Below are 24,967 nucleotides of genomic sequence, written 5' to 3'. Positions count from 1 at the left end.
AACTACCTTCAAACGCCCACGCTTATCGGCTGTAAATTTTTAAGGATCTAAGAGCAGCTACTGCCCCAATCAACTACGCTGCGATCAGCGAAGCCTTGCATTATGACACAGTTTTTTCAACGGTGTCCATCTTTTTTTACCAGCACCAAGAAGACATGCAGCGACCACGGGGTTGCAGCGCCGAACACAGCGACCCAGGATGTCCCTTTCGCAGCCGCCCCAGCAATCTCAAACCCGGTGCCTGTCGCCTACGCTGGCCAGTCGCGCAAGCAACGCCGGGGTGATGGCGGTTAGCGGGAGAACTTCGTCTGCAGCACCGTGAAGAATAGCTTCCCGAGGCATGCCGAACACGACGCAAGTAGCCTCGTCTTGCACATAGTTGTAGCTGCCAGCATCGCGCATTTCTTTCATAGCCTTTGCGCCGTCGTTGCCCATGCCAGTGAGCATGATCCCGTAGGCGTTGCGCCCGACACACCTGGCAGCCGACTTGAACAGCACTTCGACAGATGGCATGTGGCGGTTGACTGGCTCTCCCGCTTGAACCACGCAAACGTAGTTGGCGCCACTTCGCTCTATTGAAAACTGTTTCCCGCCAGGAGCGATGTACGCATGCCCGGGCAGGATACGGCTGCCATGGGTTGCTTCTTGTACCGTGATCTGACACAACCCGTTGAGCCTTGCCGCAAAACTGGTGGTAAATCCGGCGGGCATGTGCTGGGTGATTACGACACCTGGCGAGTCCGCAGGCAGGCGCATCAAGACCTCTTTAACCGCTTCGGTACCGCCGGTAGAAGCACCAATGCACACGAGCTTTTCGGTGGACACCCGACCGGCGAAAGTTCCCAATCCCGGCTGCAGAGCCGGCGCCGATACAGACGCGGCCACCTGCACCACGTTGCGTCGGATGTGTGCCGCAGCGGCCACACGCACTTTGTCGACAATTTGACCCGCCAGCTCGTTGATCCCATCAGTGAGGCCTATGCGGGGCTTGGAGACGAAATCCACTGCTCCCAACTCTAGCGCCCGCATCGTGACCTCAGCGCCCCTTTCAGTCAGCGTAGAGATCATGACCACTGGCATAGGACGCAAGCGCATCAGCCGCCCCAAGAACTCTATGCCATCCATCTTTGGCATTTCAATGTCGAGCGTGATCACGTCCGGATCGAGCTCGCGGATCATCTCCCTAGCGATGAGGGGGTCGTTGGCGGTGCCGACGCATTCCATGTCACCTTGTCTGTTGATGATGTCAGCAAGGAGGCTGCGCACCAAGGCAGAATCGTCGACGACAACTACACGGATCTTTTTCAAAACTGTGCCTCAAAACAAATCGACCGAGCCACCCGCGGTGGATTTTGCCACCGTCGCCGCGTTTCCACGGCGCTCCTCCACTGCCAACGTTTCAGGATGCGAATGGGCCAGGCGTTTGACCAACGCCTTACCGGTCTCAGGAAAGAAGCAAACCTTGCGGGGATGAATGTCTAGAACATCTTGGGACACAATTGGAATCCGCTCGGTGGAGAGGTATTCAAGCACGAACTTTGTGTTGCGCTCCCCCACATTCATGGTCGTAAAGCCTGCCATGACCTGACCGCCCCCGAAGACCTTAGCCTGCATCGTTTCCCGTCGTGCGCCCAGCTTCAACATCTCATTGATAAGCAACTCCATCGCGTACGATCCGTAGCGCCCGGACCCTTCTCCACCATCGCCATCCGGCAACATGAAGTGGTTCATGCCACCGACGCGCGCACGCGAATCCCACAGGCAGGCAGCGATGCACGAACCCAGAACAGTCATGATCACCAGCTCCTCTGTGGACACAAAGTACTCACCCGGCAACACCTTGACAGCATCGTATTGAAAGTGGTGGTCGGCAAAGAAAAACGAAGCCTCGCCCGGCTTGCGCGGTTGACGGCGCAACTGGTCCACGCGCGAGATACGGCCACCCGTTCTCAGCGCACCTCCGGACGAGCCCGATGGCAGTTGGGAAAAACCTACGGAAGTCTTGGCCTCAGGTGTCATAAAGGTTATCCGAACACTGCCACGTGGCCTTGCCGCTTCTGCGGCCTAGCAACGCTCGTAAACGGTTTTTCCTTTCAAGAGAAAGAGATCGCGCGCATCGCTGAAGTTCTCTGCATGCCCGACGAACAACAAGCCGCCGGGCTTCATGACGCGGTGGATGCCCTCCAACACCCGCCGTTGGGTTTTGGCATCGAAGTAGATCATGACGTTGCGACAGAACACTACGTCAAAGGGCTCCCTGAAAGGCCAATCATCTCGAATGAGGTTGACCATCAAAAACTCCACCTTCTGGCGCAAATCCGGCTTCACGCGCGCCAGCCCACTGTTGCCGCCTTTACCTCGAAGAAAAAAACGCTGCATGTGGGTGGCGTCCAAGCCCTTAAGCGCCTCCATTTTGTAGACCCCGTTGGAAGCAGTGGCGAGCACTTTGGAGTCGATATCGCTGGCCAAAACCGAAAAGTCGCCCTTGGAACCCAGGGCTTCGGATGCAGTCATAGCGATCGAGTAAGGCTCCTCCCCAGTAGACGCGGCGCTACACCAAATACGCCAATGCGAATGACCCGGCTTGGCGCGTAGCAAATTGGAGAATGCCTCGAAGTGGTGGCGCTCGCGGAAAAAGGACGTTAGATTTGTTGTCAACGCATTGATGAACTCTTGCCACTCATCGCCGTCCGTTGACTCCAACCAACTAAGGTAATCGCGAAAGCTCTGGTACCCAGTGTCTCTCAGCCGGCGCGACAGCCGGCTGTAAACCATAGCGTGCTTGCCATCGTGCAGATTGATACCAGCGCGCTTGTAAATCAGCGCCTGCACGCGATCAAAATCAGCGTCAGTCCACTCGAACTCGCGGCCTTGCATGCCCGACACATCGTCAGCGCCAAAAACGTTTCCAGAGCTCAATTGCGTAGCTCCGCTGCAACCGCGGCATGGCGCCAGGCACGCACCCGCAGGGTCGCGGTCAAGGCACTAATCGGAAGCTCCCACCAGCCCCATATCGGGTGCGGACATCAATTGCTCGATGTCTAGCAAAATCAACATGCGTTCACCCAAGGAACCTAGGCCCAATACAGCACTGCTGTCGATCACGCTATCTACATCGGGGGCCGCTTTCAATGCAGATGCGGGGAGTTCCATCACGTCGCTGACGGAGTCGACGACGATTCCAACAATTCGACTGCGCAAGTTCAAGATGATGACGACCGTAAACGAGTCGTACTCCGCCTTGGCGCAATTGAACTTAAGGCGCATATCCACGATGGGAACGATCGTTCCACGCAAATTGACCACACCTTTGAGAAAGCTGGGCGCATTGGCTACGCGAGTCGGAGGCTCGTAGCCACGAATCTCTTGCACCTTAAGGATATCGATTCCGTACTCCTCTTGGTCCAAGCGAAAAGTCAGGTACTCCCGTGCACCCGTTGTCGCCAGATCTTCCACTTTTTCCATTGCACCCATGCCGTGCTCCTTTAGTGCCTGGATCGGCGCACCAACGCACCCGTATCCAAAATGAGGGCGACCTTACCGTCACCCAAAATAGTAGCGCCCGACACGTTGGGCACCTTGCGGTAGTTGGACTCCAGGTTCTTTACCACGACCTGCTGCTGTCCAAGCAACTCGTCAACCAACAAAACCACCCGGCTGCCATCGGCCTCCACAACGACCATGATGTCGCTGACCTTCTCAAAGCCAACGCGCGGCACCTGAAAAACCTTCTCGAGTTCAATGACCGGCATGTATTCGTCGCGCACCTTGACCAACTGCGCACCTTGCCCGACGGTGTTGACCGACTCGGCCTTGACTTGGAAAGACTCCACGACCGAGGACAAAGGCAAGATATAAACCTCGTTACCCACACCTACTGACATGCCATCCATGATGGCCAAGGTCAGCGGCAAGCGCACCGATACCTTCATACCGCGGCCTTCAGTCGATTCGATTTCCACCGTACCGTTGAGTGCGGTGATATTGCGTTTGACCACATCCATTCCCACCCCACGGCCAGACACGTCGGTCACCACCGCTGCCGTCGAAAAGCCGGGAGCGAATATCAGCTGCCACACTTCCGCATCTGTCATCGCGTCAGACACATCAAGACCGCGCTCACGAGCCTTGCTCAAAATCTTGGAGCGTGACAGGCCCCTACCGTCGTCGCGCACTTCGATCACGATGGAACCACCTTGGTGCGAAGCCGCCAGGGTGATGGTGCCAGTCTCGGATTTGCCAGCGGCAACGCGCTCTGCTGGCATTTCCACTCCGTGGTCGCAGCTATTGCGCACCAAGTGCGTTAAAGGGTCGGTGATCTTTTCCACCAGACCCTTGTCGAGTTCGGTGGCTTCACCCTGGGTTACGAAGTCGACCTTCTTGCCCAACTTGCCTGCTAAATCCCGAAGCATGCGCGGGAAACGGCTGAACACCACAGACATTGGGATCATGCGAATCGACATGACCGACTCCTGCAAATCCCGTGTGTTTCGGTCCAGATCCGCTAAGCCAGTGAGCAACTGCTGGTACAACGCAGGGTCGAGTGCTCGGCTGTTCTGGGCCAACATCGCCTGGGTAATTACCAGCTCTCCTACCAGGTTGATCAACTGATCCACTTTACTGATCGCAACACGAATCGTGGCCGCCTCCGGTTGGGCGCCTGACTGCTGTGCCGCCGCCTTCCCTGCGGACTTAGCCGGCGTTGACTGCGTGGGCTCGGCAGAAGAGCCCAAAGTGTCTGCCAAAGCGTGCGGCACGACCGGTGCGGACGGCCCACCCGGCGCCCCTGGCGCGCCGTCAAAAAAACCGAAATCCGAGCTATCGGACGAAGCCGCCGGGGCACTTATTGCAACTGAGGTCTGAGGTGGCGCCGCACCGGGAACTTCCGTGGGCACAAGCTCGGTGATGGCGATGTGCTCACGGGACACGTGGAATGCGAACAGGTCCAGCAAATCCTCATCAGTCGACGCGGTCTCAACTTCAAACAACCTCGAATCCTGGCGGGGCGCCACCAAGGTCTGGATCGAGCCCAAGCCGGGTATGTCACGGAACAACTCCGCGATGGCATCGGCTTGCTGGGGCCGCTCCATCGGCCCCACTTGGATGCGTAGCTTGCGCTGGCCGCTCGGCTTCGCAGCAGCCGGGTTGGCCGCCCCAGATGCAGGAGCGGCAACCGATTGCGGCGCCGCCGGCGCGACCGATACCGAAGGTGCTGCTACCGCAGGGGCTGGCGCTGCGGCACCTGCCGCAAGAGCCGCAATGCGTCGTACCAGATCGCCAGTTTCCATCGCTGGACCCTCGCCGCCGGCCTGATGGCGCGCAAGCAAACTGCGTGAGGCATCGGCTGACTCCAGCAGTACGTCCACCATGGCCGCATTGGGCTGCAGTTCATGGCGGCGCAAGCGATCCAACAGTGACTCCATCTGGTGCGTCAACTCTGCGACGTCCGAGAACCCAAAGGTTGCTGCGCCGCCTTTCACCGAGTGGGCGCAGCGAAAAATACCGTTGAGCTCCTCATCGTCCGCGCTGTCTGGCTGGAGATTGAGCAGCATCTGCTCCATCTGGTCCAGGTTTTCTCCCGCCTCCTCAAAAAAGATCTGATAGAACTGACTGAGGTCGAAATCGGCACCGCTGCTGTCATGGTGTGTTTCTGCCATTGCGTGCTCCTGGAATTTTTGGATAGGTCTTAATGCAAGTGATCAGCGGATCACTTTTTTGATCACTTCGAGCAGCTTGGCAGGATCGAAGGGTTTGACCAACCATCCCGTAGCGCCTGCTGAGCGGCCAGCTTGCTTCATGAGGTCGCTCGATTCGGTGGTCAGCATCAGTATCGGGGTAGTTTTGAACTGGGGGTGGTCGCGCAGTTTGCGCGTCAGGCCCAAGCCGTCAAGGCGGGGCATGTTTTGGTCGGTGAGCACCAAATCAAAGGTTTGGCTTTGTGCCTTCTCGAAGGCATCTTGGCCATCGACCGCCTCCACCACCTGGTAGCCTGCACCGGTGAGGGTGAAGGACACCATCTTGCGCATGGATGGCGAGTCGTCAACTGCGAGAATTACAGGCATCTAGGGCTCCGCGGATCGGTCTGGTGGATAGGGTCTGGTGAATTAGAAAAGCTCGACAGAACCTGCGTCCATCTCGTCTTGGGTCACCGGGTTCGGGCGTTCTGGGACTTCTTCCACAAACGGAACAGCTTCGCCGTCTTCCGACCCCATGGATTCAGACGCGAGTCGGTAGGCGCAACCCTGCAAGATCTTGGAAGTGTGGCTAATGAGTTGGGAGGCCATGTCTTGAAACTGCAGCTCCGTAACCGCCGAGCGCAGAGCGCTGCGAACCTGTTCAAGCTCTTGGGACTCCATTAACGACGGATGGGCCAGGTTGGCGCTGGCGAAAGTAAAGCGCTCCATCAGCTTTTCCATAGTGTGTGCAAGCAAGCCATCCAACCTGCTGAGGTCGTGCACGACCACGAGCAAGGAGTCTTGCACTTCTGCAACCAACATCACCGGCATTTGGACAGAAGGCGAATCCGGCGTTGTCATAGATGACTCCATCACCACAACTCCCAATCAATGCCATGCAAAACAAGCCGTCGGCGAACCATTTTTTGCTGTTCCATTCATCTAACCCGAGGTTATCAGGAAAGTACTGGCCCGGGAAACCTGGGGCAAGCGTCGCTCTGCGCGAACGCGACATAATCCACGGCCATGTCCTTTGCGCCAGTGCATCCCGACGAAACCGACAAGCATCTGCACATCCTGCACCTTGAGGATTCCGAGGTGGACCATCAGCTGGTTGTCCGTGCTTTGCAAAAGGACCCAAGACCCTTCTCGATCATGCGGGTCGATGCACTGGAGGATTTCCAAGAGCAAACCCGCACTCGAAAGTTTCATGTCATCGTTGCCGACTACCGCCTGCCTGGGTTTACCGCGCTGGACGCGTGGCATGCGTTGCAAGACATGGAGCATTGCCCGCCATTTATCCTTCTTTCGGGCGCAATTGGGGAATCAGCCGCAGTGGCCGCGATCCAGCTTGGCATCAGCGATTACCTGCCCAAGGACGATGTGCGCAACCTGCGCCGCGTCATCGACCGCGCCATCGCTGTTGTAGAGGCCAAAGCAGCCCAGGCCCGAGCGGCGCTGGAGCTGGCGCAGTCTGAGCAACGGCTGGCGCAGTTTGCCCAGCACTTGCAAAATGCCATCGAGAACGAACGTGCCGCCATCGCACGGGAAATCCATGACGACATCGGAGGCTCTTTGGCCGCCGTCAAGCTCGACCTGTCATGGGTAGCTCGACAACCATTGACCGAGCCGGTGCAATCCCACCTGGCCTCGGCTGGCGACATGCTGCAGCACGCCATCGGCGCCAGCCAGCGCATCATGATGAACTTGCGCCCAGCCATACTTGACCAGGGCCTGGTGCCGGCCATCGAATGGCTTGCACAGGGCTTTCAGCGTCGCACCGGGGTGCGCACCAGTTTTAGCACCAACCACGACCGCCTGCAAGCGTCCAAAGCGGTCGAGCTCACCGCCTACCGCACCGCCCAGGAAGCATTGACCAACATTTCCAAATATGCAGAATGCAGCGCGGTCAGAATCGAACTCTCCGATGCAGAAGGTGTTCTGACGCTGGAGGTTTCCGACAACGGACGGGGAATTGACAATGACGCGCTGCAAAAATCCAGCGCCTATGGCATTCGCGGGCTCAAAGAGCGCGCCAAGGTGGTGGGCGGTTGGATGGACATCATCAGCGGCACAGGCCAGGGCACCACGGTGATCCTTTCCATTCCGCTGGCCTCGGACGAGCCAGGCACTTTAGAGGCAGACTTTCGGTGATCAAAGTCATTCTTTGCGACGACCATGCCATGGTGCGCCGCGGCATCCGGGACACGCTCTGCGAGGCGGTGGACATCCAAGTCACCGGCGAAGCAAGCAGCTACGCAGAGGTGCGAGAGGCCCTGCGCAACACCCCCTGCGATGTGCTGATCCTGGACATCAATCTTCCCGGCCGCAGTGGCTTAGAAGTGTTGTCGAGTTTGAAAGAGGCGGATTCGAAGGTGCGGGTGCTGGTGGTGTCGATGTTTGCTGAAGACCAGTACGCCATCCGCTGCCTGCGCGCCGGAGCCCACGGTTACCTCAACAAAGCAGGAGACCCCAACCAACTGGTCGAAGCGGTGCGCGCCCTCGCCACTGGTCGCAGGTATGTCACACCAGCGGTCTCTGACATGCTGGTGAGCCACCTGTCTGAGCCCAGCTCTGACAACCTACACGCCAGCCTCTCCGAGCGCGAGTTGCAGACCCTGCTGAAGATTGCGTCGGGACGCAAGCTCTCCACCATCGCAGAAGAACTGATGCTCAGTCCCAAAACCGTCAGCGTGTACCGCGCGCGCCTCCTCGAGAAGCTCAAGCTCAGTAACAACGCCGAGCTCACGGTGTACGCCATCCGTAACGGCTTGGTATAAGCTGCAACGCTCCCAACGGCGGGCCGACGCGCCCTTGGGAGCATTCAAACGCCTCCAAAAATGTCGATCACTCGGCCCATCAGCGCAATAAAGGGCTGGTCCAACATCGGCAAGGTCAGGGCGATACCGAGCAAGCCAACCACCAGCGTGATCGGGAATCCCACCGCGAAGATATTCATCTGAGGCGCCACCCGCGAGACCACCCCCAACGCCAGGTTGGTAAACATCAGCAAGCCCACCATCGGAAGTGCGATCCACAGAGCACTGGCAAACAGTTCGGTCCCCAAGGTGTGCAGCTTCATCTGCGACAGCGCCTGCAAAAAATTCTGGTCTACCGGGAACGCTTCAAAACTTCGGTTCACCGCCATCAGCACCATCAGGTGGCCGTTCATCACCACAAACAGCAATGACGTGATGTGGCTAAAGAAGCGGGCCACCGCGCTGGATTGCCCGTTCATGGCCGGGTCAAAAAATGCGGCAAAGTTCAAACCCATTTGGAACCCGATTACTTCACCGGCCAGCTCCACCGCCGCAAACACGACGCGCACCGCAAACCCTATTGCCAGCCCCACACCCACTTGCTGCAACACCGCGCCCAGCGCGCCAGGATCGTTAAAGCCGATGACAGGCGCCGCTGGAAGGCTGGCCTGGGAGGCCAGCGCCACCAAAAAAGCCAAGGCCACGCGAGCGCGCACAGGAAAGGCCCGTGAAGAAAACACGGGCGCTGCGGTGAACACCGCCAACACGCGCAAAAAAGACCAAAAAAAAGGTGACAGCCACTGCGCCAGCTCGGCCTCGGAAAAGGTGACCACGCCCGTGCTGCGCCGCTAGACGACCGACCCAGGAATGGCTTCGATCATGCGCCGGATGTACTCCACCAACATGGTCAGCATCCAGGGGCCTACTACGGCGAACACCGCCACCACCGCGATCAGCTTGGGCACAAAGGCCAAGGTTGCTTCGTGAATCTGGGTCACTGCTTGGAACAAGCTCACCAGCAAGCCAACCAGCAAGGCAGTACCTAACACTGGAGCCGAGACCATCAGCAGCATCAACAGCGCTTCTTGGCCCATGGTCAAGACCATCTGAGAATTCATGGTGGTACCCGGTTCACTCTGCGTGCATCAGGTCACAAAACTGGCAGCCAGCGAGCCCACCAGCAGGTTCCAGCCATCCGCCAAAACAAAAAGCATGAGCTTGAAGGGCAAGGCCACCAACACCGGCGACAGCATCATCATGCCAAGCGACATCAGGATGCTGGCGACGACGATGTCGATCACCAAAAAAGGAATAAAGATCATGAAGCCAATCTGGAACGCGGACTTCAACTCACTGATCACGAACGCCGGAACCAACACCCGCATCGGCGCAGTTTCCACCGTGGTTTGAGGCGGCAACTTGGCGAGCTTGGCGAACAGGGCAAAGTCCGACTGCCGGGTTTGCTTGGACATAAAGGAGCGCATCGGCGCCTCGCCCCGCTGCAAAGCCTGGTCAAAGGTGATTGCGTTGGTGGTGTAGGGCAGGTAGGCATCTTGGTAAACCTTGTCCAAGGTCGGGCCCATGATGAACAACGTAAGGAACAAGGACAAGCCCACGATCACTTGGTTGGGCGGCGAGGACTGCGTACCCAAGGCTTGCCGCAGCAAAGACAGCACGATCACGATCCGGGTGAAGCCGGTCATCATCAAGAGCACCGCTGGCAAAAACGACAGCGCGGTAAAGAACAGCAGCGTTTGGATGGGCACCGAGTAACTGGTGCCACCCGCGCCGGTGCCCACCAGCAAAGGCAACTGGCCTTGGTTTTGCGCCAGCGCCATGCCGTGGCACAGCAGCAGGCACAAAGCCAGCACGATGCGCTTCATGGCTCCACCCTGCCCGCAGGGGAATTGGCAGCTTGGACCAGGGTTGGCGTCGCGCTGGCGGTCGGCAGCGTGTGCAACAAGCGCACCGACTGCGGCGTCACGCCCAGCACCAGAACCACCCGCGCATGATCGGGCCCGACTTCGACGGTGACCACCTTTTGGTGTGGCCCCACCGCCAAGGCCGAGAGCACGCGGGACTGCTGTGTTGGGCCAAGTTGGGTCAGACCGTAGCGACTTTTTAGCTTGGAGACCGCCCATGGCAGGCAGGCCAACAGCACCACAAAGACAACGACCGTGATCAGGGACTGCGTCATGCGCAAGCACTAGTTGCGGCTAACCCGGCGCAGCCGCTCAGACGGCGTCACCACATCGGTCAACCGGATGCCGAACTTGTCGTTGACCACCACCACCTCGCCCTGGGCGATGAGGTAACCGTTAACCAAGACGTCCATCGGTTCGCCCGCCAAAGCATCCAGCTCTACCACCGAACCTTGCCCGAGTTGCAAGATGTGCTTGATCGGCACTTTGGTGCGGCCCAACTCCACCGAAAGCTGCACCGGAATGTCGAGCACCATATTGATGTCTGCGGTGGTGCCGTCGGCGTTGACGAAGGGCCGGGGCGCTTCGCCGGTGAGCACACCGCCGGGGTTGGTATCGCTGGCACCGTCCGATGCCTTTTGCTCCAGCAGCGCCTCGGCCCAATCGGCCATGCCGTCGTCGGCGCCGCTGTCGGGTTTGTCTTCAGATGCCATTTCTTTCTCCCATCCAGTTCAGATCGTTGACGCGCAAGGACTTCTCGATCCGGATTGCGTACTTGGCATTGTGGGTGCCGTAATTGCATTCAAACAAAGGCACTCCATCCACCTTGGCCTGGATGCGGGGCTCACGTTCGAGCTCAATGAAGTCACCCTTTTTGAGCGCCATGAGTTGCTCCACGGTGGCATCGGCCTTGGCCAGCTCGGCCACGATGGTGACCTCGGCCGCCTGAATTTCGCGGGTCAACACATTGACCCAACGGCGGTCCACTTCCATCGAATCACCCTGCGTCGTGGAGTACAACACATCACGAATCGGCTCCAGGGTCGAGTAGGGGAAGCAAAAATGGATGGCACCCGCAATATCGCCAATCTCCAGGTGGAACGAGGTTGAAATCACGATCTCGCTGGGCGTAGCAATGGTGGCAAACTGGGGTTGCATTTCAGAGCGCTGGTACTCCAGCTCCAGCGGATAAATGCCCTTCCAAGCCTTCTTGTATTCGTCGGTGATCACATCAACCAAGCGGTTGATAACGCGTTGTTCGGTAGCTGAAAAATCGCGCCCCTCAATGCGGGTCTGGAACTTGCCAATGCCGCCATACAGCGTGTCGATCACACCAAACACCAAGGATGGCTCGCACACCACCAAGCCGCTGCCGCGCAGTGGACGAATGGCGACGATGTTGAAGTTGGTAGGCACCGCCAGCTCGCGCAAAAAAGCGCTGTAGCGCTGCGCCGTCACCGGGCCTACTGAGACCTCCGGGCTGCGGCGGATGAAGTTGAACAGGCCCAGACGCAGGTTGCGCGCAAACCGCTCGTTGACGATCTCCATCGTGGGCATGCGCCCGCGCACGATGCGCTCCTGGCTGGAGATGTTGTAAGGCCGCACCTCGCCGTGCTCGGGAATCTCCTCGACGGACTTCTGGCTCTCGCCAGTGACCCCCTCCAGAAGCGCGTCGACTTCTTCTTGCGAGAGAAAGGATTCACTCATGGCTTAACGTTTCCGATGTACTGCTATTGAATGATCAAACTGGAAAACAGCACCTGCGTTACCGGATAGGTAGTGGCCGGTTTTTTCTTCTTCTTTTTGCCGGCGTCCGATGCCACTTCGTCCTCGGACTCGTCGCCCCCCCCACCAAATGGGAGCGAGGCCTCGCGCAAGATGTCTTTGGCCAGCTTTTCCTTGCCCTCTCCCGTCAGCAGCTCCTCAGAAGTCCGCTGCGACACCAGCATCAAGACACCACTGCGAATGGTCGGCAAAAAGGAACGAACTGCAGCGCCAGCCTTTTCGTCAGCCACCACCAAAGTGATGCCCAGCTGTGCAACCCGCTCTCCACCCGGATCGGCCAGGTTCACCACCATGTTGTCCAAGGGCATGTACACCGGCGGTTTGTCAGGAATATGGGCGGTGGCAGGCGCCTCTTCTTCGCCCTCGTCACCGGCTGCAGCACGCTGCTTCAAAAAGTAGAACGCTCCGCCCGCTGCCACGGCCAGCACCAGTACCAATGCACCTACGATGACCAGCAGCTTCTTGGTCTTGAACGGCGCCTTCTTGCCCTCGGCAGCGTCGGGTTGATCAGCCACGGTAGTTCCTTGCGTAAAAGTTGAGGCCAATTATTGGCCTGACCAGCCGGGTTTATAACCAGTAAAGGGGGAATAAAGCACCCTTTCTTGGGTCTTGGGTGTCCTGCCCCTTCACACAAACAAGTCGACCGACCCTGGCACCCCACTGGTAGTCCGTCCGGCGGCCTGGATTGGCGAGCTTTGGGCCGCGACAACCTGTCCGATTTTCACATTCTGACGCGGCTTGCGTTCACCGCCTTGGCCATCCTGGGAGCCGGACGTGCCCACCGACACACCCAGCAAGACCACGCCTTCGCGCTGCAAGGACTCCTTGAGGTCCGCACCAGCGCCTTGGAGCAAGATCTGGGTACCCAATTCATCGGTGTGAAACGCCACATGCGCCTCATTGCCCTGCAGGCTGATACGCACCTCCACCGGGCCGTCGCCCAAGCCATCTACCTGGAGCTCTGCGTTTTGTACGTCCTGCGACATCCAATACTTCACCGTCTCTGGCTGTGCGGGGGCAAGGGTCGTGGCCTCGCCCACCGCTGCGCTGTTTTGGCTGATGGGGCTTGCCTCGAAGTTGGCGGGCAAAACGGCCGCGTCGTTCGAGACTTTGCTTGCGATGTATCGCTCCGAAGCACCCTTCTCAGGTCCGACCGAGTTAGGCACGGGAACTGGTGACTCGGGCTGGACCTGTGGGCTGCGCTGCGCTTGCATGGCTACGAACCACTGGGGGTCCAGGGCACGTCGACTGGCGTGTGCCTCTGGGTCAGTGGTCGCCTGCAGCGCCGTGGTGGTGGTATTGGACTGCGGCTTTGCGGATGCGCTTGGCCCAGCCTTGCTGCGCGGCCCAAGCGGACTTGCCTCAACCGCATCCGAACGCGATGCTTGCAATCGTCCGTCAGCGTCGTTGGAGGCAGCCGTTGCGACTGAGGAAAAGGCCGCAGCAACCGGTGCAGCAATCGGCACATTTACAGGCGCAGCGAGCTGCGGCGCTAGGGGAGCGTTCAATGGTGTGGTCAGCAGGGTGCTGGCCACGCTCGCAGCAGTGGCAGGTGGCGCAGACGGATCGACCACGGCACCCATTGGTAGGGACGCTAAGTCCGATGAGGCGCCCGCGTTCAGGGTGGCATCTGGGTCGACAAGAGCAGGGGTGGGCAGGTCGGCCTGCGCGGAGGCGTCTGCCAAGCTTGCTGTGACGGGTGGCTCTGGCGCTGGCTCGCCGAGGCTCGCCAAAATCGCCATGAATCCGCCCCCTACGCTGCCGCCTGCTTCTGGCTTGCCCGGGCCCTTGCTGGCACGTGCGTCCGGCGTCGCGCCAGCTTTTGGCGCCGCTGGTGCTTTGGGTGCTACTTCGATGGCCATGGTGAGTTCTCCGGTAGGTGTTAGCACAACGGCGTTTGCGCCGGCTGATGTTGATGGCGCATCGCGGCAAATTCATCGCTTGCGCGTTGTTCGCTGCGCTGCATTGCCCGCTGCAGCAACGCATGTCGGGCTTTGAGGACCTGCTGCAAGCCCGCCAGTTTGAACTCCGCTTGCAACAGATGCTGGTGCGCCTGCCCGCGCTGGCGCTCCAGATTGGCAATCACACCCTGCTGCATCTGGGCGGCCTGCAGCAGACGGTCGGAAAACTGGTAGTGGTGGCGAATCAGTTCCGCCGAGCGTGGCGTGGCTTGCGCTCCAATCCAGCGTTCGTCGGTTTCTTGGGAATAGCCTTGCAGCTGGGCCAGTTGGGTACGCGCCAAGTCGCAGTTGCGCTGCGCCTGTGCGTACTTTTGCGCCAAGGCATCACGCTGGCGGGTTGCCAGCGTGATGGCAAGTTCAATCGCGTGCAGCTTAGCCATGGACGGTCGCCGTCACGCGGTCCAACTGCTCCAGCACACCCTGCATCGGAGCTGCCTCGAACATGTCCTGCTGCAAGAACTGGTGCATACCCGGGTGCAATGCAATGGCCTCATCCAGCGCCGGGTCCGAGCCCGCCGCATAGGCGCCGATTTGCACCAGGTCCCGGCCCTTTTCGTATTTGGAGTAAACCGCGCGAAAGCGCCGTGCCAACTCAAAATGCTCCCTTGACACCACGTTGTGCATCACCCGCGAGGCCGACTGCTCGACGTCAATGGCAGGGTAATGTCCAGCCTCGGCAAGGGTGCGGGAGAGCACGATGTGGCCGTCCAAGATGGCGCGCGCCGCATCGGCAATCGGGTCTTGCTGGTCGTCGCCTTCGGACAGCACGGTGTAAAACGCGGTGATCGAACCCACACCGTGGAGCCCGTTGCCACTGCGCTCCACAAGCTGCGGCAACTTGGCAAAGCAGGAGGGCGGGTAGCCTTTGGTCGCGGGCGGCTCGCCAATGGCCAGTGCGATCTCGCGCTGTGCCATCGCATAGCGGGTCAGCGAATCCATCAGCAGCAACACGTGCTGGCCCTGGTCGCGAAAACTCTCGGCAATGGCAGTTGCATAGGCTGCACCTTGCATGCGCAGCATGGGCGGCGCATCGGCGGGTGCAGCCACCACCACCGAACGGGCGCGTCCCTCAGCGCCCAAAATGTCTTCAATGAATTCCTTCACTTCACGGCCACGCTCGCCGATGAGTCCGACCACGATCACATCGGCCTGGGTGTAGCGCGCCATCATCCCCAGCAGCACGCTCTTGCCCACGCCCGAACCGGCAAACAAACCGATGCGCTGGCCGCGGCCCACCGTGAGCAAGGCGTTGATGGCGCGCACACCGGTGTCCAGTGGCTGACGAATCGGGTCGCGGTCCATCGCATTGATGGGTTTGCGATCCAGCGGCTTGGCCTGCACGTCGGGGATGGGCCCCATGCGGTCCAGCGGCACGCCTTGCGGGTCCACCACGCGGCCAAGCAGCCCATTGCCCAGTGGCAGCAGCAGCACACCGGTGTCGCTGTGGACATCGGCGTGCGATGTGTCGCGTAAGCGTGGCACCGGTACATAGGCGGGTGCACGCGCCACGCTGGCACCGCTTGCAAGGCCCTGCACATCGCCAGCAGGCATCAGAAAAGCGCGGTCCCCCGCGAAGCCGACCACTTCGGCCAGCACCGGCTCGCGCTGCGCCGATCGCACCACGCACTGCGAACCCACAGGCACCCGAATGCCGCTGGCTTCCAGCACCAAACCGGCCAAACGGGTCAAGGTGCCGCGCACCTCCAAGTCCGCACCACGCTGCACACGCTGGCGCGCTGCGTCAAAAAAGCGGGGCCAGTCCGGCGCCGCCACCGGGCTGTCAATTTCCATCATGGTCAGGTTCCCAGGCAGACTCCAGCCCCAAACTGGCCACAGCACGTTGCCAACGGCGCTCCACTGTGCCGTCGACCACGGTCCCGGCAGATTCCACCAAACAGCCGCCAGGCTGCACCGCGGCATCGCCCATCACTCGCAAGCCCAGGTGGGGGAACTCCGCCTGCAAAACCTGGGAGACCACCTCCAGGTCCACCGGGTTGAGGCGCACCGCTGCCGCCTTGCTGTCCGATGCCAACAAACCCAGCGCCTCGCGCACCACCGGCAACAGCGCATTGGGGTTGGTGGCCAGCTCGTGGCGCAGCACCTGGCGCGACAGCTCGCAGGCCAACTCCAATACGCCCTGCGCCAGGTCTTGTTCCGCGGCTTGCAACTGGTCGCTGGCGGTGGCAAAGCGCCGCAAAAACTTGGCTGCAGCGTCTTGCCCCTGCGTGGCGATGTAGTCTGAAATGTGGCGCTGGCCCTCCAAGGTGGCCTGCGCGTGGCCCTGGGCAAAGCCCTCGGTGTACCCCAACGCATAACCGGCTTGGTGGGCGGCGTCGCTTTTGGACTTTTCTTCGGCCTCGGCCTGCGCCTTGAGCTTGGCTGCAAACTTGACCGACACTTGGTCTACCGCAGAAAAGGTCCAGTCGGACACCTTGCCGACCTGGTCCGAGGGAATGAAGTGGGATGGGTTGCGCGACATCAGATCATGGCGTCGTCGCCACCCCCGCCGCCGATAACGATCTGGCCCTCGTCGGCAAGCCGACGCACCGTCTTGAGAATTTCCTTCTGCTGCGCCTCGACCTCGGACAAGCGCATGGGGCCACGCGATTCCAAATCTTCCTTGAGGCTGGCCGCCGCACGGGTGGACATGTTGGCCAGAATTTTGTCCTTGAGCTCAGGCTGCGCGCCCTTGAGTGCGACGATGAGCACGTCCGTCGACACCTCCTTGAGCACCATCTGAATCGCTTTGTCGTCAAGCTTGGTGAGGTCGTCGAACACAAACATCTTGTCCATGATCTTCTGCGCCAAGTCCGCATCGTGGCTGCGGATGGACTCGATCACCGTGCCCTCGATGGCGGTGCCCATCAGGTTGATCATTTCGGCCGCCGTCTTCACGCCACCCAGCGAGGCCTTGCGGATTTTGTCACCACCAGCCAGCACCTTGAACAGCACTTCATTGAGGTCTTTGAGCGCAGTCGGCTGGATGCCCTCCATGGTGGCCACGCGCAGCATCACTTCGTTGCGTTGGCGCTCCGTCAAATTCTTGAGTACATCGGCCGCCTGGTCGTATTCCAGGTGCACCAGAATGGCCGCCACGATTTGCGGGTGTTCGTTGCGCAGCAACTCGGCCACCGACAGCGGGTCCATCCATTTGAGGCTCTCAATGCCAGACACGTCGCCGCCTTGCAGGATGCGGTCGATCAGCAAGGCCGCCTTATCGTCCCCCAGTGCGCGTTTAAGCACCGAGCGCACATAGTCGCCCGAGTTGGACACCAGCAGGCTTTGCGAAGCCGCCACACCGGTGAACTTGTAGACCACGTCGTCCACTCGCTCCTTGGTGATCTGGGACGTCTTGGCAATCGCCTCGCCGAGCTTTTGCACCTCTTTGGGCGAAAGGTGCTTGAACACTTCAGACGCCTCGGCTTCGCCCAGAGACATCATCAGAATCGCCGCGTCAGTGAGTCCGTCTTCATTTGCCATAGGTGCTGATGCGAGCCGCTGTTACGCCGCCGCCTCTCCGTTCATCCACGTTTTGACAATGTTAGCGACGGCTGCGGGATTGTCACGCGTGAGCTTGCGGGCATCTTCCAGACGCAACTCGGCTTCCGTGGCTTGCGGCACGGCACCCGGTCCGGTCAGTTGCGGGCGTTCGGGCTCTTCTGCCTCCAACGCGTCAAGCTGTGCGCCGCGCTGCGCATCGGTCAGCGCGGTGGACGAGGGTTGCGGCTGCGCCAAAGCACGCAGAGCCGGGCGGATCACACCAAAGAACACCATCGCCGCCAGCACCAGCATGCCCAAGGGCCAGGCCAGGCTGCGCACCGTATCCAATACATCGGCCTGGCGCCACAGCGGAATCTCCTCGTTGCTCACCTTTTCTGCTGCAAAGGGCGCATTCATCAGGTTGACCGAGTCGCCGCGGTCCTGGTTGAAGCCCACGGTCTCACGCACCAAAGCGGTCATCTTTTCGATCTCGGCGTCGGTCAAAGGCACACTGGTGGTCACGCCTTTGGCATCGGTCACGCTGCGGTGGTTCACCACCACAGCCGCGTTCACCCGCTTGACCACGCCGGTGGCTCCGCGCACCACCCGCACGGTTTTGTCCACCTCGTAGTTAATGATGGATTCCTTCTTGGAGCTGCTGTTGGCAGCATTGGCCTGCCCCACTGCCGCAACAGTCTGGCCCTGTCCATTGATGGGCGCGGCAGGCTGCGCAGGTGGCTGGTTGCTGGTGGCGCCTGGAATGCCGGTGGGCGCTGCGGTAACGCCATTGGTGCTCTCCACCAGTTGCTGGCTGCGCACTGCGCCAGCATCGGCCGCTTGGTTGGGGGTGTGGGATTCGGTGGTGGACTCGGTTTGCGAAAAATCGAGCTCGGCGGTCACCTGCGCGCGCACATTGTCTTTGCCCACCAGGGGCTCGAGGATGTCAAGGATGCGTCGGCTGTAGAGCTGCTCGACTTGCTGCACATACTGCAGTTGCTCGGCGTCACCGTTGGGCGCGCTACCGTCCGGCGGGGCCGACAGCAGCTTGCCCGTGTCATCGAGCACACTCACCGCGGTAGGTGGCATCTCCGGCACACTGGAGGCCACCAAGTGGACGATGCCCGCAATCTGAGCCTTGTCTAGCGAGCGTCCAGGGTGCAGCGAGAGCAGCACCGAGGCGGACGGTTTTTGCTGTTCCCGGAAAAAGCCATTTTGGTTAGGCAATGCCAAGTGGATGCGCGCGTTGGCCACCGATGCAATCGACTGGATGGAGCGTGTGAGTTCGCCCTCCAGCCCACGCTGGAAAGTCAAACGCTCCTGGAACTGCGTCATGCCAAAGCGGTTGGACTCCATCATCTCGAAGCCATTGACCGAGCCCTTGGGCAGGCCCAGTGAGGCGAGTTTGAGGCGCACATCGTGCACCCGGTCGGCGGGCACCAAAATCGCGCCGCCGCCTTCGGTGTACTTGTAAGGCACATTCATCGTGGTGAGCTGTGCAATCACCGCGCCACCGTCTTTGTCGGGCAGGCTGGAGTACAGCACCCGCCAGTCGGCCTGGCGTCCCATGACCAGACCTGCGATGCCAATCGCAACGAACAGCACCACGCCCAGGGCGAGCTTGAGGCGCTGGCTTCGGTCCATCGCCGCAAAGCGTTGGCCAAGGGTGGGGTTCACAGGGATGGTGACAGTGGCTGACATCTTGGTTTCCAGTGGGGTGCGGCACCAATGGCCTCACGACGCAAACCGATTATTCGACCCGGCCTGTCAAACATTAGGGCGATAAGCGCCGCTTTTACCGGTCTTATGAAAAACTTTGTGCTACTGCGGCCTCAGGCCAGCACCCTGGGGGTGAGCACCGCGCTGCCGGCCGCACTGCCCAACTGGCCCTCGGCATTGCGCCCCCACACCCACAGGCGGCCGTCGATGTCGATCGCCAAAGAGTGCGAGCGCCCTGCGGCGACTGCCACCCAGGTCGTGTTGGTGCCCACCTGAATCGGCACCAAGGACCCCGTGGTGCTGCCGTCACCCAGCTGGCCGTCGTTGTTGGCGCCCCAGGCCCACAGCGTGCGGTCAAGCTTGATGGCCAGGCTGTGGCTGCCACCGGCAGACACAGCAAACCAATCGGCATCGGTGCCGAGTTGGGTGGGTCGGTTCACGCTGATGAGGTTGCCCTGACCCAGCTGCCCAGCCGCGTTGTTGCCCCAGGTCAGCAAGGTTTTGTCGGCGGCGATCGCCAGCACATGCGCTTCGCCTGCCGACACCGCAATCACAGGCTGACCCGACAAGGCCACTGCGGTGGGCACCAAGGGCGTGGTGGAGCCGAGTTGGCCCAGCTGGCCATCGAGGTCGTCACCCCAGGAAAACAGCACGTTGTCGGACTGCAAGGCCATGCTGTAACTGCGGTTGGCCGCCAGCGCGATCCACGGAGCTTTGAAGCTGGCGGTGGCGGTCAGCTTGGTGGGCGTGCTGCGGCTGAGGGTGTTGCCCGAGCCGAGCTGGCCCGCCGTGTTTTGGCCCCAGCTGAAAATCGACTGCACCGTAGTCGTGCCACCCAGTGCCAGCGAATGCGCCTCGCCCGCGGCAATCGCCAGCCAGTCTTTGGCTGTCCCAACTTGGGTAGGCACCATCCGGTAGGTGCCAACGCTGCTGCCCAACCCCAGTTGGCCATTGAGGTTCAGGCCCCAGGCCCACAAGGTGCCATCCGAACGGATCGCCAAAGTGTGAAATCCCCCTGCTGCCACGGCGCGCCACGTGGGCGCAGGCGTGCCTGTCAAGGCCAGTGCGGTCATGGTGGATTGGGGGGTGTTTAGCGTGCCGCTTCCCAGTTGTCCCCAGGTGTTGTCGCCAGACATCAGCGCGCTGTAGGTGGGGGTTGCAGGCGCGACCGCTGCAGGCCGCAAGGCCACCGACTGGTGGCTGCCCGCAACAATAGCCGCCACCGTTCCTACCCCCTGCGGCGTAGGCGTCGTGCCACCGGAGCCGCCCGAACCCGAGCTGCCGGAGGCCGCGCCACCGCCGCCGCAGCCACCCAAGCCGCCCGCCAGCAGAGCGAGCAGGGCGCGGCGGTTGAGTGACGTGTCAGGGAGCGAAAGCATGGTGGGCAGCAAACAACAAATGAAAAATTGGAGGCCATCAGCACATCGGCGTCGGCGCAAGCTGCGAAGCATTATTTGGGTAAAGCGCAGCACCAGGCCTTGGATAAGACGGCTTTTTCCCTCGTACTTGCGCTTTATATTTCGCCGCACGCTCCCTAGGATTGCCGCCACGCAGTTACAAGGAACGATGCGATGGATCTCAAGCTCACCCCGGTGGCCATGCCCACCTCAATTCGCCCCCTCAGCGCAGGCCGCGCTGCGGGTGGTGCCGCGGTCAACGCAGCCGAAGGTGGGTTTGCCGGCGCCCTCCAAGGCGCCTTGCGGTCGGTCAGTTCAGCGCAAATGGAGTCAAGCCGTTTGCAGCGCGAAGTGCAGATGGAAAACCCCCAGGTCAGCCTGGAAGAAACCATGGTCGCGATACAAAAAGCACAGATCGGATTCCAAGCCACGCTGCATGTGCGCAACCGCATGGTGCAGGCCTACACTGATATCATGAATATGCAGGTGTAGGACCCATTCACGCGCGCCTTTTCGGCGCATTTTTTATGGGCCAAACAGCCCGGAAGTTGACCCAGATTAATGTCAAGGAAATCTATGAAGTCCGATCCCAAGAACGACCTTCCCATCATGGACACCAGCGAGGGCGTGGTGCTGTTCCACCCGCATATGCCGGCACGCGCCATCGAGTACGTGACCGACACCCTCAAAACCCGCTGGATCGGCCAAGGCCCCAAGGTCGACAAGTTTGAGCGCGACTTCAACACCATGTTTGGCATTGAGGGCACCTCGATTGCGGTGGGCTCGGGCACCGATGCGTTGCACCTGGCCTATTTGCTAGCCGACATCCAGCCCGGCGACGAGGTGGTGGTACCGGTGTTTACCTGCACCGCGACCAACATTCCGCTTCTGTACATCGGCGCCAAGCCGGTTTTTGCCGACATCGACCCGGCCACCATGAACATCAACGTCGAAGACATCCGTCGCAAGATGACGTCCAAGACCAAGGCGATTGTGGTTGTCCACTACGGTGGCCTGCCTTGCGATATGGACGAGATCCACGCCATTGCGCGCGAGTACGGCGTACCCGTCATCGAAGACGCCGCCCATGCGCTGGGCGCACAGTACAAGGGCCAGTACATCGGCACCGTCTCCGAGTTCACCATGTACAGCTTCCAGGCCATCAAGCACCTGACCACCGGCGACGGCGGCATGCTGAGCTTCAAAGACAACAGCCTGGCCAACAAGTCCAAGCGCTTGCGCTGGTTTGGCATCAACCGCGAGGACAAGCAAAAAGGCGTCTGGGAAAACGACATCACCGAGGTGGGCTACAAGTACCAGATGACCGACATCGGCGCTGCCATCGGGCTGGCCGGGCTGGAAGAATTCCCGGCCACGCTCAAGCACCGGCAAGACCTGTTTCGGCGATACGTCGAAGGTTTGCAGGGCAACCCGAATGTGCGCATTGCCATGGACAATGACAGCCGCAAGGTGCATGCGGCCTGGCTGTTTACCATCTTCGTGGACCGCCGTCTGGAGCTGCAAAAGAAGCTGCGCGATGCGGGCATCGAGTCCGGCCAGACGCACTACCGCAACGACCGCTACTCGGTGTTCAAAGAGAACGGCCACTTCCCCCACATGGACAGCGTGGACGACAACTACCTGGTGCTGCCCCTGCACACCAAGGTGAGTCTGGCCGATGTGGATCGCATCTGCGCCCTGATCAACTCCGGCTGGTGAGCTGATGGCGGGTTTGCGCATTGTGGTGGCCAGCTACCTGGGCGCTCGGCGCTCGGGTGCCTGCGGCTACGCCCTGCTGGAAGCGCAACTCAAGATCATGGAGGCGCTGCGCGCACCTGCGGTCGATAAGGTGATGATGGTGGTCAGCGGCAGCTTCGATGCCGAGCGCATGCAGCCACTTTTGGAGCAGGCCGCGCGCAACCCGCTGGTGGAAATGCTGTTCCGCGAGAACGGTGGTTTTTCTTATGGCGGCTGGGACTACGCGGTCACCCAGTCGCTGTTGCGCGACGACTACTTCGGCGACTACTTCCTGATGGAGGACGACTACTGCATCGTCTCGCCCCAGTTCATGGACCCCTTCTACCGCGACGCCCGCCATGCCTACGTGTGCCAGCTGCTGTTTGACGATCCGGTGCGCCACGCGGCGGTCTCCAACGGCTTGCTGCACGGCGGGGTGGCGCGCAATGTGCTGGCCTCCACCGGCACTGTGTTTCTGCTGGAGACCGGTGGCCTGTCGCACTACCACGCGGGCGAGCACATCCAAAAGTACTACCTCAAGTCGATTGAGACCTACTGCGAAACCCACGGCATTGCCTTCATGTCCGACGCCTCGGCTTACTCGCGCGTGCTGTTTTACGACCAGAACATCAAGGCGCTCAAGCACTATGGGCACGCGGACATGCCATCGCCGATCGTGCCTTACGAGTATTGGAAAGTGCACCATGAACATCTGCTTGAGGCCGGTTGAAGCGCAGGATCTGGAGAAGATCCGCACGCACCGCAACGAGCCACTCACCCAGCGCTGGCTGGAGCGGCAAACCACCATCGACGCCGCCAGCCAGCGCCGCTGGTTCGAGGCCGGTGGCGCCCAAAGTTTTCGCATCGTTTGCCGTGGCGCGGAGGACATCGGGCTGGCCCGCCTGACGCTTTCGGACGGCGCGCAGCTGTGCACCGTGGGCCTGGATTTGTTCAGCGCCTTTCGCGGACAGGGCCTGGCCACACCGGTGTTTCAGCACATCGTGGCACAGGGCCGGCAGCTGGCTCCGGCCCTGGACCTGTGGGTGTTTTTGGACAACCACTACGCGGTGCGGACCTACCTCAAGTCGGGCTTCGTGCACGACCATTCCACGCCAGTGAAGTTTTTCACCCGCGAGATCGACGGCCAGCTGGGTGTACACGCCTATGTGCGCATGGTCTACCAGGCTGCAGCATGAAGGTCTCGGTCATCTACCCCATTTGCGGCTTGCCTCCCGCCGACACCGAGGGCTTTCCCCACCCGTTTCTGCTGACCTCGCTGGACTCGGTGCTGCACGCTGGCGCCACCGACTTTGAACTGCTGATCGGCATCGACGGCGAGCGCCCCTGGGTGCTGGCGTTTTTGAACTACTGGGTGGCCCTGCGCAAGCTCAGGCCCGAGCAGGTCAAGATCGTGACGTTGCCATTCACCGGCACCTTTGGCAACCGTCAGCGCAATCTCTTGATGCAGCTTGCCACCGGCGACTACCTCTCGTTTTTGGACCACGACGACGCCTACATGCCCGGCGCATTCGACGCCATCGCCACCATCGGCCAGCAGCACCCGGGCAGGCCACTGTTTTTCAAAATGCATGTGTACCAGTTTGGCTCCAAGAACCGGCCCACCGCCGAGCCGGTCACGCTGTGGTCACCCGCCACCGTAGGCCAAATCGCCATGGCCCGCGTTGGTGGCCACATGTTTGTGGTGCCCAACCAGCAGCACCTGCTGGCTAACTGGCCCACCACCCTTTATGAAGCCGACTACCACTTCATTCGCAACACGGTAGACAACTTCCGCAACTTTGAACTGGAGCCGGTTTGGGTGGACTTTGTGCTGTCGGAAGTGCGGCCTTGGGCGAGGGCGTGGCGGGGGTAGTGGGGACGGCGGGGCGACTACTTGCAGCTGTGCGCCTTCTAGACGCGGCTGTGGATGCAGACTCACGCATTGAGCATGGCCGCAAGCCCCCAGATCAGCAAGGCCAAGCTGGCAAGTCCCACAAGTTCGACGGCGACGCGCGGCAAGAAGTCGTAACGTTCTTCGTCTTTGATGCCGACGCTTGGTAGGCGACCCAGCGTGAGTACGCGGCACACGCACCAGCCGATTCCCCAGCCGATGGTGCTGAACATGAGCTCCAAGCCGAACCAAAGAAGCGCACGCAACAACCAGAGCGTGGCAACCGCAAACGGACGCAACAGCAGGTCAATGAGATCGGCCAAGCTAGGTTTCAGGGCGCAAACATGGCCAAAAAAATGTCATCGAGGCAGGCGATGTTCGTGACACCTTGAAGCCCCGCACATGCGTCATGCCGAGTACAGGACAAGGGCCGCGACAACTAGAAACACAACCCATGACAGGTGTTTGCCACGGGTAAAGAAGATGGGCAGGGTAGCTGAAGCCACAGCCGCACCGGCGATGACATGCAGGACTCCTGCCGTTGAGAGCGGCCCACTGTGAGCGAGCACAAGAAGCAATGCAATTGCCCACCAAGCTACTGTTGTGATATGCCAAACAAATCGCAATGTGCCTTGGGTGAACTC

The 24,967-nt window shown here is 60.5% G+C and carries 29 protein-coding genes; 7 read left to right on the top strand and 22 right to left on the bottom strand.

What is annotated here, in order from left to right:
• Positions 1 to 228: 228 nt before the first annotated feature.
• The 7 genes from ACILRC_RS10185 to ACILRC_RS10155 form a co-directional block, all read right to left on the bottom strand.
• A complete protein-coding gene (locus ACILRC_RS10185) occupies positions 229 to 1,308 on the bottom strand; it encodes a chemotaxis response regulator protein-glutamate methylesterase (protein WP_395669256.1) in 1,080 nt (359 codons plus the stop codon).
• 9 nt (positions 1,309 to 1,317) lie between these two features.
• Positions 1,318 to 2,019: a chemoreceptor glutamine deamidase CheD gene (cheD, locus tag ACILRC_RS10180; RefSeq protein WP_395669255.1), complete on the bottom strand. Its 702-nt coding sequence runs from the start codon at positions 2,017 to 2,019 to the stop codon at positions 1,318 to 1,320.
• Positions 2,020 to 2,064: 45 nt separating this feature from the next.
• Positions 2,065 to 2,877: a CheR family methyltransferase gene (locus tag ACILRC_RS10175; protein ID WP_395669258.1), complete on the bottom strand. Its 813-nt coding sequence runs from the start codon at positions 2,875 to 2,877 to the stop codon at positions 2,065 to 2,067.
• A gap of 108 nt (positions 2,878 to 2,985) precedes the next feature.
• Positions 2,986 to 3,474 (bottom strand): chemotaxis protein CheW, encoded by a 489-nt coding sequence (locus ACILRC_RS10170; protein WP_395669254.1) that lies wholly within the window; start codon positions 3,472 to 3,474, stop codon positions 2,986 to 2,988.
• Between the two features lie 11 nt (positions 3,475 to 3,485).
• Positions 3,486 to 5,657 carry a chemotaxis protein CheW gene (locus ACILRC_RS10165; protein ID WP_395669253.1) on the bottom strand — a complete coding sequence of 724 codons (2,172 nt, stop codon included), beginning with the start codon at positions 5,655 to 5,657 and terminating at the stop codon, positions 3,486 to 3,488.
• 42 nt (positions 5,658 to 5,699) lie between these two features.
• On the bottom strand, positions 5,700 to 6,062 hold the full coding sequence (locus ACILRC_RS10160; protein WP_395669252.1) for a response regulator: 363 nt from the start codon (positions 6,060 to 6,062) through the stop codon (positions 5,700 to 5,702).
• 42 nt (positions 6,063 to 6,104) lie between these two features.
• Positions 6,105 to 6,548 carry a hypothetical protein gene (locus ACILRC_RS10155; RefSeq protein ID WP_395669251.1) on the bottom strand — a complete coding sequence of 148 codons (444 nt, stop codon included), beginning with the start codon at positions 6,546 to 6,548 and terminating at the stop codon, positions 6,105 to 6,107.
• Positions 6,549 to 6,701: 153 nt separating this feature from the next.
• Here ACILRC_RS10155 and ACILRC_RS10150 point away from each other — a divergent pair, with 153 nt between their 5' ends.
• Positions 6,702 to 7,829, top strand: a complete 1,128-nt coding sequence (locus ACILRC_RS10150; RefSeq protein WP_395669250.1) for an ATP-binding protein — start codon at positions 6,702 to 6,704, stop codon at positions 7,827 to 7,829.
• A complete protein-coding gene (locus tag ACILRC_RS10145) occupies positions 7,826 to 8,455 on the top strand; it encodes a response regulator (RefSeq protein ID WP_395669249.1) in 630 nt (209 codons plus the stop codon). The genes ACILRC_RS10150 and ACILRC_RS10145 overlap by 4 nt, the downstream gene beginning before the upstream one ends.
• 44 nt (positions 8,456 to 8,499) lie before the next feature.
• Here ACILRC_RS10145 and fliR read toward each other — a convergent pair whose 3' ends face one another.
• The 14 genes from fliR to ACILRC_RS10075 form a co-directional block, all read right to left on the bottom strand.
• Positions 8,500 to 9,267, bottom strand: a complete 768-nt coding sequence (gene fliR, locus ACILRC_RS10140) for a flagellar biosynthetic protein FliR (RefSeq protein ID WP_395669248.1) — start codon at positions 9,265 to 9,267, stop codon at positions 8,500 to 8,502.
• 15 nt (positions 9,268 to 9,282) lie between these two features.
• Positions 9,283 to 9,552 carry a flagellar biosynthesis protein FliQ gene (fliQ, locus tag ACILRC_RS10135; protein WP_395669247.1) on the bottom strand — a complete coding sequence of 90 codons (270 nt, stop codon included), beginning with the start codon at positions 9,550 to 9,552 and terminating at the stop codon, positions 9,283 to 9,285.
• Positions 9,553 to 9,579: 27 nt separating this feature from the next.
• Entirely contained in the window at positions 9,580 to 10,317 is a 738-nt protein-coding gene (gene fliP, locus ACILRC_RS10130) for a flagellar type III secretion system pore protein FliP (RefSeq protein ID WP_395669246.1), read from the bottom strand.
• Entirely contained in the window at positions 10,314 to 10,631 is a 318-nt protein-coding gene (locus tag ACILRC_RS10125) for a FliO/MopB family protein (protein WP_395669245.1), read from the bottom strand. Before ACILRC_RS10125 ends, fliP begins: the two co-directional genes overlap by 4 nt.
• 9 nt (positions 10,632 to 10,640) lie before the next feature.
• A complete protein-coding gene (fliN, locus tag ACILRC_RS10120) occupies positions 10,641 to 11,069 on the bottom strand; it encodes a flagellar motor switch protein FliN (RefSeq protein WP_395669244.1) in 429 nt (142 codons plus the stop codon).
• Positions 11,059 to 12,063, bottom strand: coding sequence for a flagellar motor switch protein FliM (fliM, locus tag ACILRC_RS10115; RefSeq protein WP_395669243.1), 1,005 nt, complete (start codon positions 12,061 to 12,063; stop codon positions 11,059 to 11,061). Before fliM ends, fliN begins: the two co-directional genes overlap by 11 nt.
• A gap of 23 nt (positions 12,064 to 12,086) precedes the next feature.
• Positions 12,087 to 12,656, bottom strand: coding sequence for a flagellar basal body-associated protein FliL (fliL, locus tag ACILRC_RS10110; RefSeq protein WP_395669242.1), 570 nt, complete (start codon positions 12,654 to 12,656; stop codon positions 12,087 to 12,089).
• 111 nt (positions 12,657 to 12,767) lie between these two features.
• Positions 12,768 to 14,003, bottom strand: a complete 1,236-nt coding sequence (locus tag ACILRC_RS10105; RefSeq protein ID WP_395669241.1) for a flagellar hook-length control protein FliK — start codon at positions 14,001 to 14,003, stop codon at positions 12,768 to 12,770.
• Positions 14,004 to 14,023: 20 nt separating this feature from the next.
• Positions 14,024 to 14,482: a flagellar export protein FliJ gene (locus tag ACILRC_RS10100; protein WP_395669240.1), complete on the bottom strand. Its 459-nt coding sequence runs from the start codon at positions 14,480 to 14,482 to the stop codon at positions 14,024 to 14,026.
• Positions 14,475 to 15,893 (bottom strand): flagellar protein export ATPase FliI, encoded by a 1,419-nt coding sequence (fliI, locus tag ACILRC_RS10095; RefSeq protein ID WP_395669257.1) that lies wholly within the window; start codon positions 15,891 to 15,893, stop codon positions 14,475 to 14,477. Before fliI ends, ACILRC_RS10100 begins: the two co-directional genes overlap by 8 nt.
• Positions 15,883 to 16,581, bottom strand: a complete 699-nt coding sequence (locus ACILRC_RS10090) for a FliH/SctL family protein (RefSeq protein ID WP_395669239.1) — start codon at positions 16,579 to 16,581, stop codon at positions 15,883 to 15,885. The genes fliI and ACILRC_RS10090 overlap by 11 nt, the downstream gene beginning before the upstream one ends.
• Positions 16,581 to 17,582 carry a flagellar motor switch protein FliG gene (gene fliG, locus ACILRC_RS10085; protein ID WP_395669238.1) on the bottom strand — a complete coding sequence of 334 codons (1,002 nt, stop codon included), beginning with the start codon at positions 17,580 to 17,582 and terminating at the stop codon, positions 16,581 to 16,583. Before fliG ends, ACILRC_RS10090 begins: the two co-directional genes overlap by 1 nt.
• A gap of 21 nt (positions 17,583 to 17,603) precedes the next feature.
• Positions 17,604 to 19,280 carry a flagellar basal-body MS-ring/collar protein FliF gene (gene fliF / locus ACILRC_RS10080; protein ID WP_395669237.1) on the bottom strand — a complete coding sequence of 559 codons (1,677 nt, stop codon included), beginning with the start codon at positions 19,278 to 19,280 and terminating at the stop codon, positions 17,604 to 17,606.
• Between the two features lie 131 nt (positions 19,281 to 19,411).
• Positions 19,412 to 20,677, bottom strand: a complete 1,266-nt coding sequence (locus ACILRC_RS10075; protein WP_395669236.1) for an RCC1 domain-containing protein — start codon at positions 20,675 to 20,677, stop codon at positions 19,412 to 19,414.
• A 192-nt stretch (positions 20,678 to 20,869) separates the two neighbouring features.
• Here ACILRC_RS10075 and fliE point away from each other — a divergent pair, with 192 nt between their 5' ends.
• From fliE to ACILRC_RS10050, 5 genes are all read left to right on the top strand, one after another.
• Entirely contained in the window at positions 20,870 to 21,187 is a 318-nt protein-coding gene (gene fliE, locus ACILRC_RS10070; RefSeq protein WP_395669235.1) for a flagellar hook-basal body complex protein FliE, read from the top strand.
• Between the two features lie 84 nt (positions 21,188 to 21,271).
• Positions 21,272 to 22,414 carry a DegT/DnrJ/EryC1/StrS family aminotransferase gene (locus tag ACILRC_RS10065; RefSeq protein WP_395669234.1) on the top strand — a complete coding sequence of 381 codons (1,143 nt, stop codon included), beginning with the start codon at positions 21,272 to 21,274 and terminating at the stop codon, positions 22,412 to 22,414.
• 4 nt (positions 22,415 to 22,418) lie between these two features.
• The gene (locus ACILRC_RS10060) at positions 22,419 to 23,162 is read left to right on the top strand and encodes a hypothetical protein (RefSeq protein WP_395669233.1); all 744 of its coding nucleotides are present in this window, start codon (positions 22,419 to 22,421) and stop codon (positions 23,160 to 23,162) included.
• The gene (locus ACILRC_RS10055) at positions 23,137 to 23,628 is read left to right on the top strand and encodes a GNAT family N-acetyltransferase (RefSeq protein ID WP_395669232.1); all 492 of its coding nucleotides are present in this window, start codon (positions 23,137 to 23,139) and stop codon (positions 23,626 to 23,628) included. Before ACILRC_RS10060 ends, ACILRC_RS10055 begins: the two co-directional genes overlap by 26 nt.
• Positions 23,625 to 24,305 carry a glycosyltransferase gene (locus tag ACILRC_RS10050; RefSeq protein ID WP_395669231.1) on the top strand — a complete coding sequence of 227 codons (681 nt, stop codon included), beginning with the start codon at positions 23,625 to 23,627 and terminating at the stop codon, positions 24,303 to 24,305. Before ACILRC_RS10055 ends, ACILRC_RS10050 begins: the two co-directional genes overlap by 4 nt.
• Before the next feature lie 62 nt (positions 24,306 to 24,367).
• Here ACILRC_RS10050 and ACILRC_RS10045 read toward each other — a convergent pair whose 3' ends face one another.
• Positions 24,368 to 24,646 carry a hypothetical protein gene (locus ACILRC_RS10045; protein WP_395669230.1) on the bottom strand — a complete coding sequence of 93 codons (279 nt, stop codon included), beginning with the start codon at positions 24,644 to 24,646 and terminating at the stop codon, positions 24,368 to 24,370.
• Positions 24,647 to 24,967 lie beyond the last annotated feature (321 nt).

Origin of the sequence: Rhodoferax sp. (assembly GCF_044236835.1) — a bacterium.
Lineage (GTDB): Bacteria > Pseudomonadota > Gammaproteobacteria > Burkholderiales > Burkholderiaceae_C > Allorhodoferax.
This window is presented reverse-complemented; position numbering and strand designations above follow the sequence as displayed.

Coding starts and splice junctions, on each gene's coding strand:
- cheD (WP_395669255.1), bottom strand. CDS start 2,019: ATGACACCTGAGGCCAAGACTTCCGTAGGTTTTTCCCAACTGCCATCG.
- ACILRC_RS10175 (WP_395669258.1), bottom strand. CDS start 2,877: ATGCAAGGCCGCGAGTTCGAGTGGACTGACGCTGATTTTGATCGCGTG.
- ACILRC_RS10170 (WP_395669254.1), bottom strand. CDS start 3,474: ATGGGTGCAATGGAAAAAGTGGAAGATCTGGCGACAACGGGTGCACGG.
- ACILRC_RS10165 (WP_395669253.1), bottom strand. CDS start 5,657: ATGGCAGAAACACACCATGACAGCAGCGGTGCCGATTTCGACCTCAGT.
- ACILRC_RS10160 (WP_395669252.1), bottom strand. CDS start 6,062: ATGCCTGTAATTCTCGCAGTTGACGACTCGCCATCCATGCGCAAGATG.
- ACILRC_RS10155 (WP_395669251.1), bottom strand. CDS start 6,548: ATGGAGTCATCTATGACAACGCCGGATTCGCCTTCTGTCCAAATGCCG.
- ACILRC_RS10150 (WP_395669250.1), top strand. CDS start 6,702: ATGTCCTTTGCGCCAGTGCATCCCGACGAAACCGACAAGCATCTGCAC.
- fliQ (WP_395669247.1), bottom strand. CDS start 9,552: ATGAATTCTCAGATGGTCTTGACCATGGGCCAAGAAGCGCTGTTGATG.
- fliP (WP_395669246.1), bottom strand. CDS start 10,317: ATGAAGCGCATCGTGCTGGCTTTGTGCCTGCTGCTGTGCCACGGCATG.
- ACILRC_RS10125 (WP_395669245.1), bottom strand. CDS start 10,631: ATGACGCAGTCCCTGATCACGGTCGTTGTCTTTGTGGTGCTGTTGGCC.
- fliN (WP_395669244.1), bottom strand. CDS start 11,069: ATGGCATCTGAAGACAAACCCGACAGCGGCGCCGACGACGGCATGGCC.
- fliM (WP_395669243.1), bottom strand. CDS start 12,063: ATGAGTGAATCCTTTCTCTCGCAAGAAGAAGTCGACGCGCTTCTGGAG.
- ACILRC_RS10105 (WP_395669241.1), bottom strand. CDS start 14,003: ATGGCCATCGAAGTAGCACCCAAAGCACCAGCGGCGCCAAAAGCTGGC.
- ACILRC_RS10100 (WP_395669240.1), bottom strand. CDS start 14,482: ATGGCTAAGCTGCACGCGATTGAACTTGCCATCACGCTGGCAACCCGC.
- fliI (WP_395669257.1), bottom strand. CDS start 15,893: ATGGAAATTGACAGCCCGGTGGCGGCGCCGGACTGGCCCCGCTTTTTT.
- ACILRC_RS10090 (WP_395669239.1), bottom strand. CDS start 16,581: ATGTCGCGCAACCCATCCCACTTCATTCCCTCGGACCAGGTCGGCAAG.
- fliG (WP_395669238.1), bottom strand. CDS start 17,582: ATGGCAAATGAAGACGGACTCACTGACGCGGCGATTCTGATGATGTCT.
- fliF (WP_395669237.1), bottom strand. CDS start 19,280: ATGTCAGCCACTGTCACCATCCCTGTGAACCCCACCCTTGGCCAACGC.
- ACILRC_RS10075 (WP_395669236.1), bottom strand. CDS start 20,677: ATGCTTTCGCTCCCTGACACGTCACTCAACCGCCGCGCCCTGCTCGCT.
- fliE (WP_395669235.1), top strand. CDS start 20,870: ATGGATCTCAAGCTCACCCCGGTGGCCATGCCCACCTCAATTCGCCCC.
- ACILRC_RS10065 (WP_395669234.1), top strand. CDS start 21,272: ATGAAGTCCGATCCCAAGAACGACCTTCCCATCATGGACACCAGCGAG.
- ACILRC_RS10060 (WP_395669233.1), top strand. CDS start 22,419: ATGGCGGGTTTGCGCATTGTGGTGGCCAGCTACCTGGGCGCTCGGCGC.
- ACILRC_RS10055 (WP_395669232.1), top strand. CDS start 23,137: ATGAACATCTGCTTGAGGCCGGTTGAAGCGCAGGATCTGGAGAAGATC.
- ACILRC_RS10050 (WP_395669231.1), top strand. CDS start 23,625: ATGAAGGTCTCGGTCATCTACCCCATTTGCGGCTTGCCTCCCGCCGAC.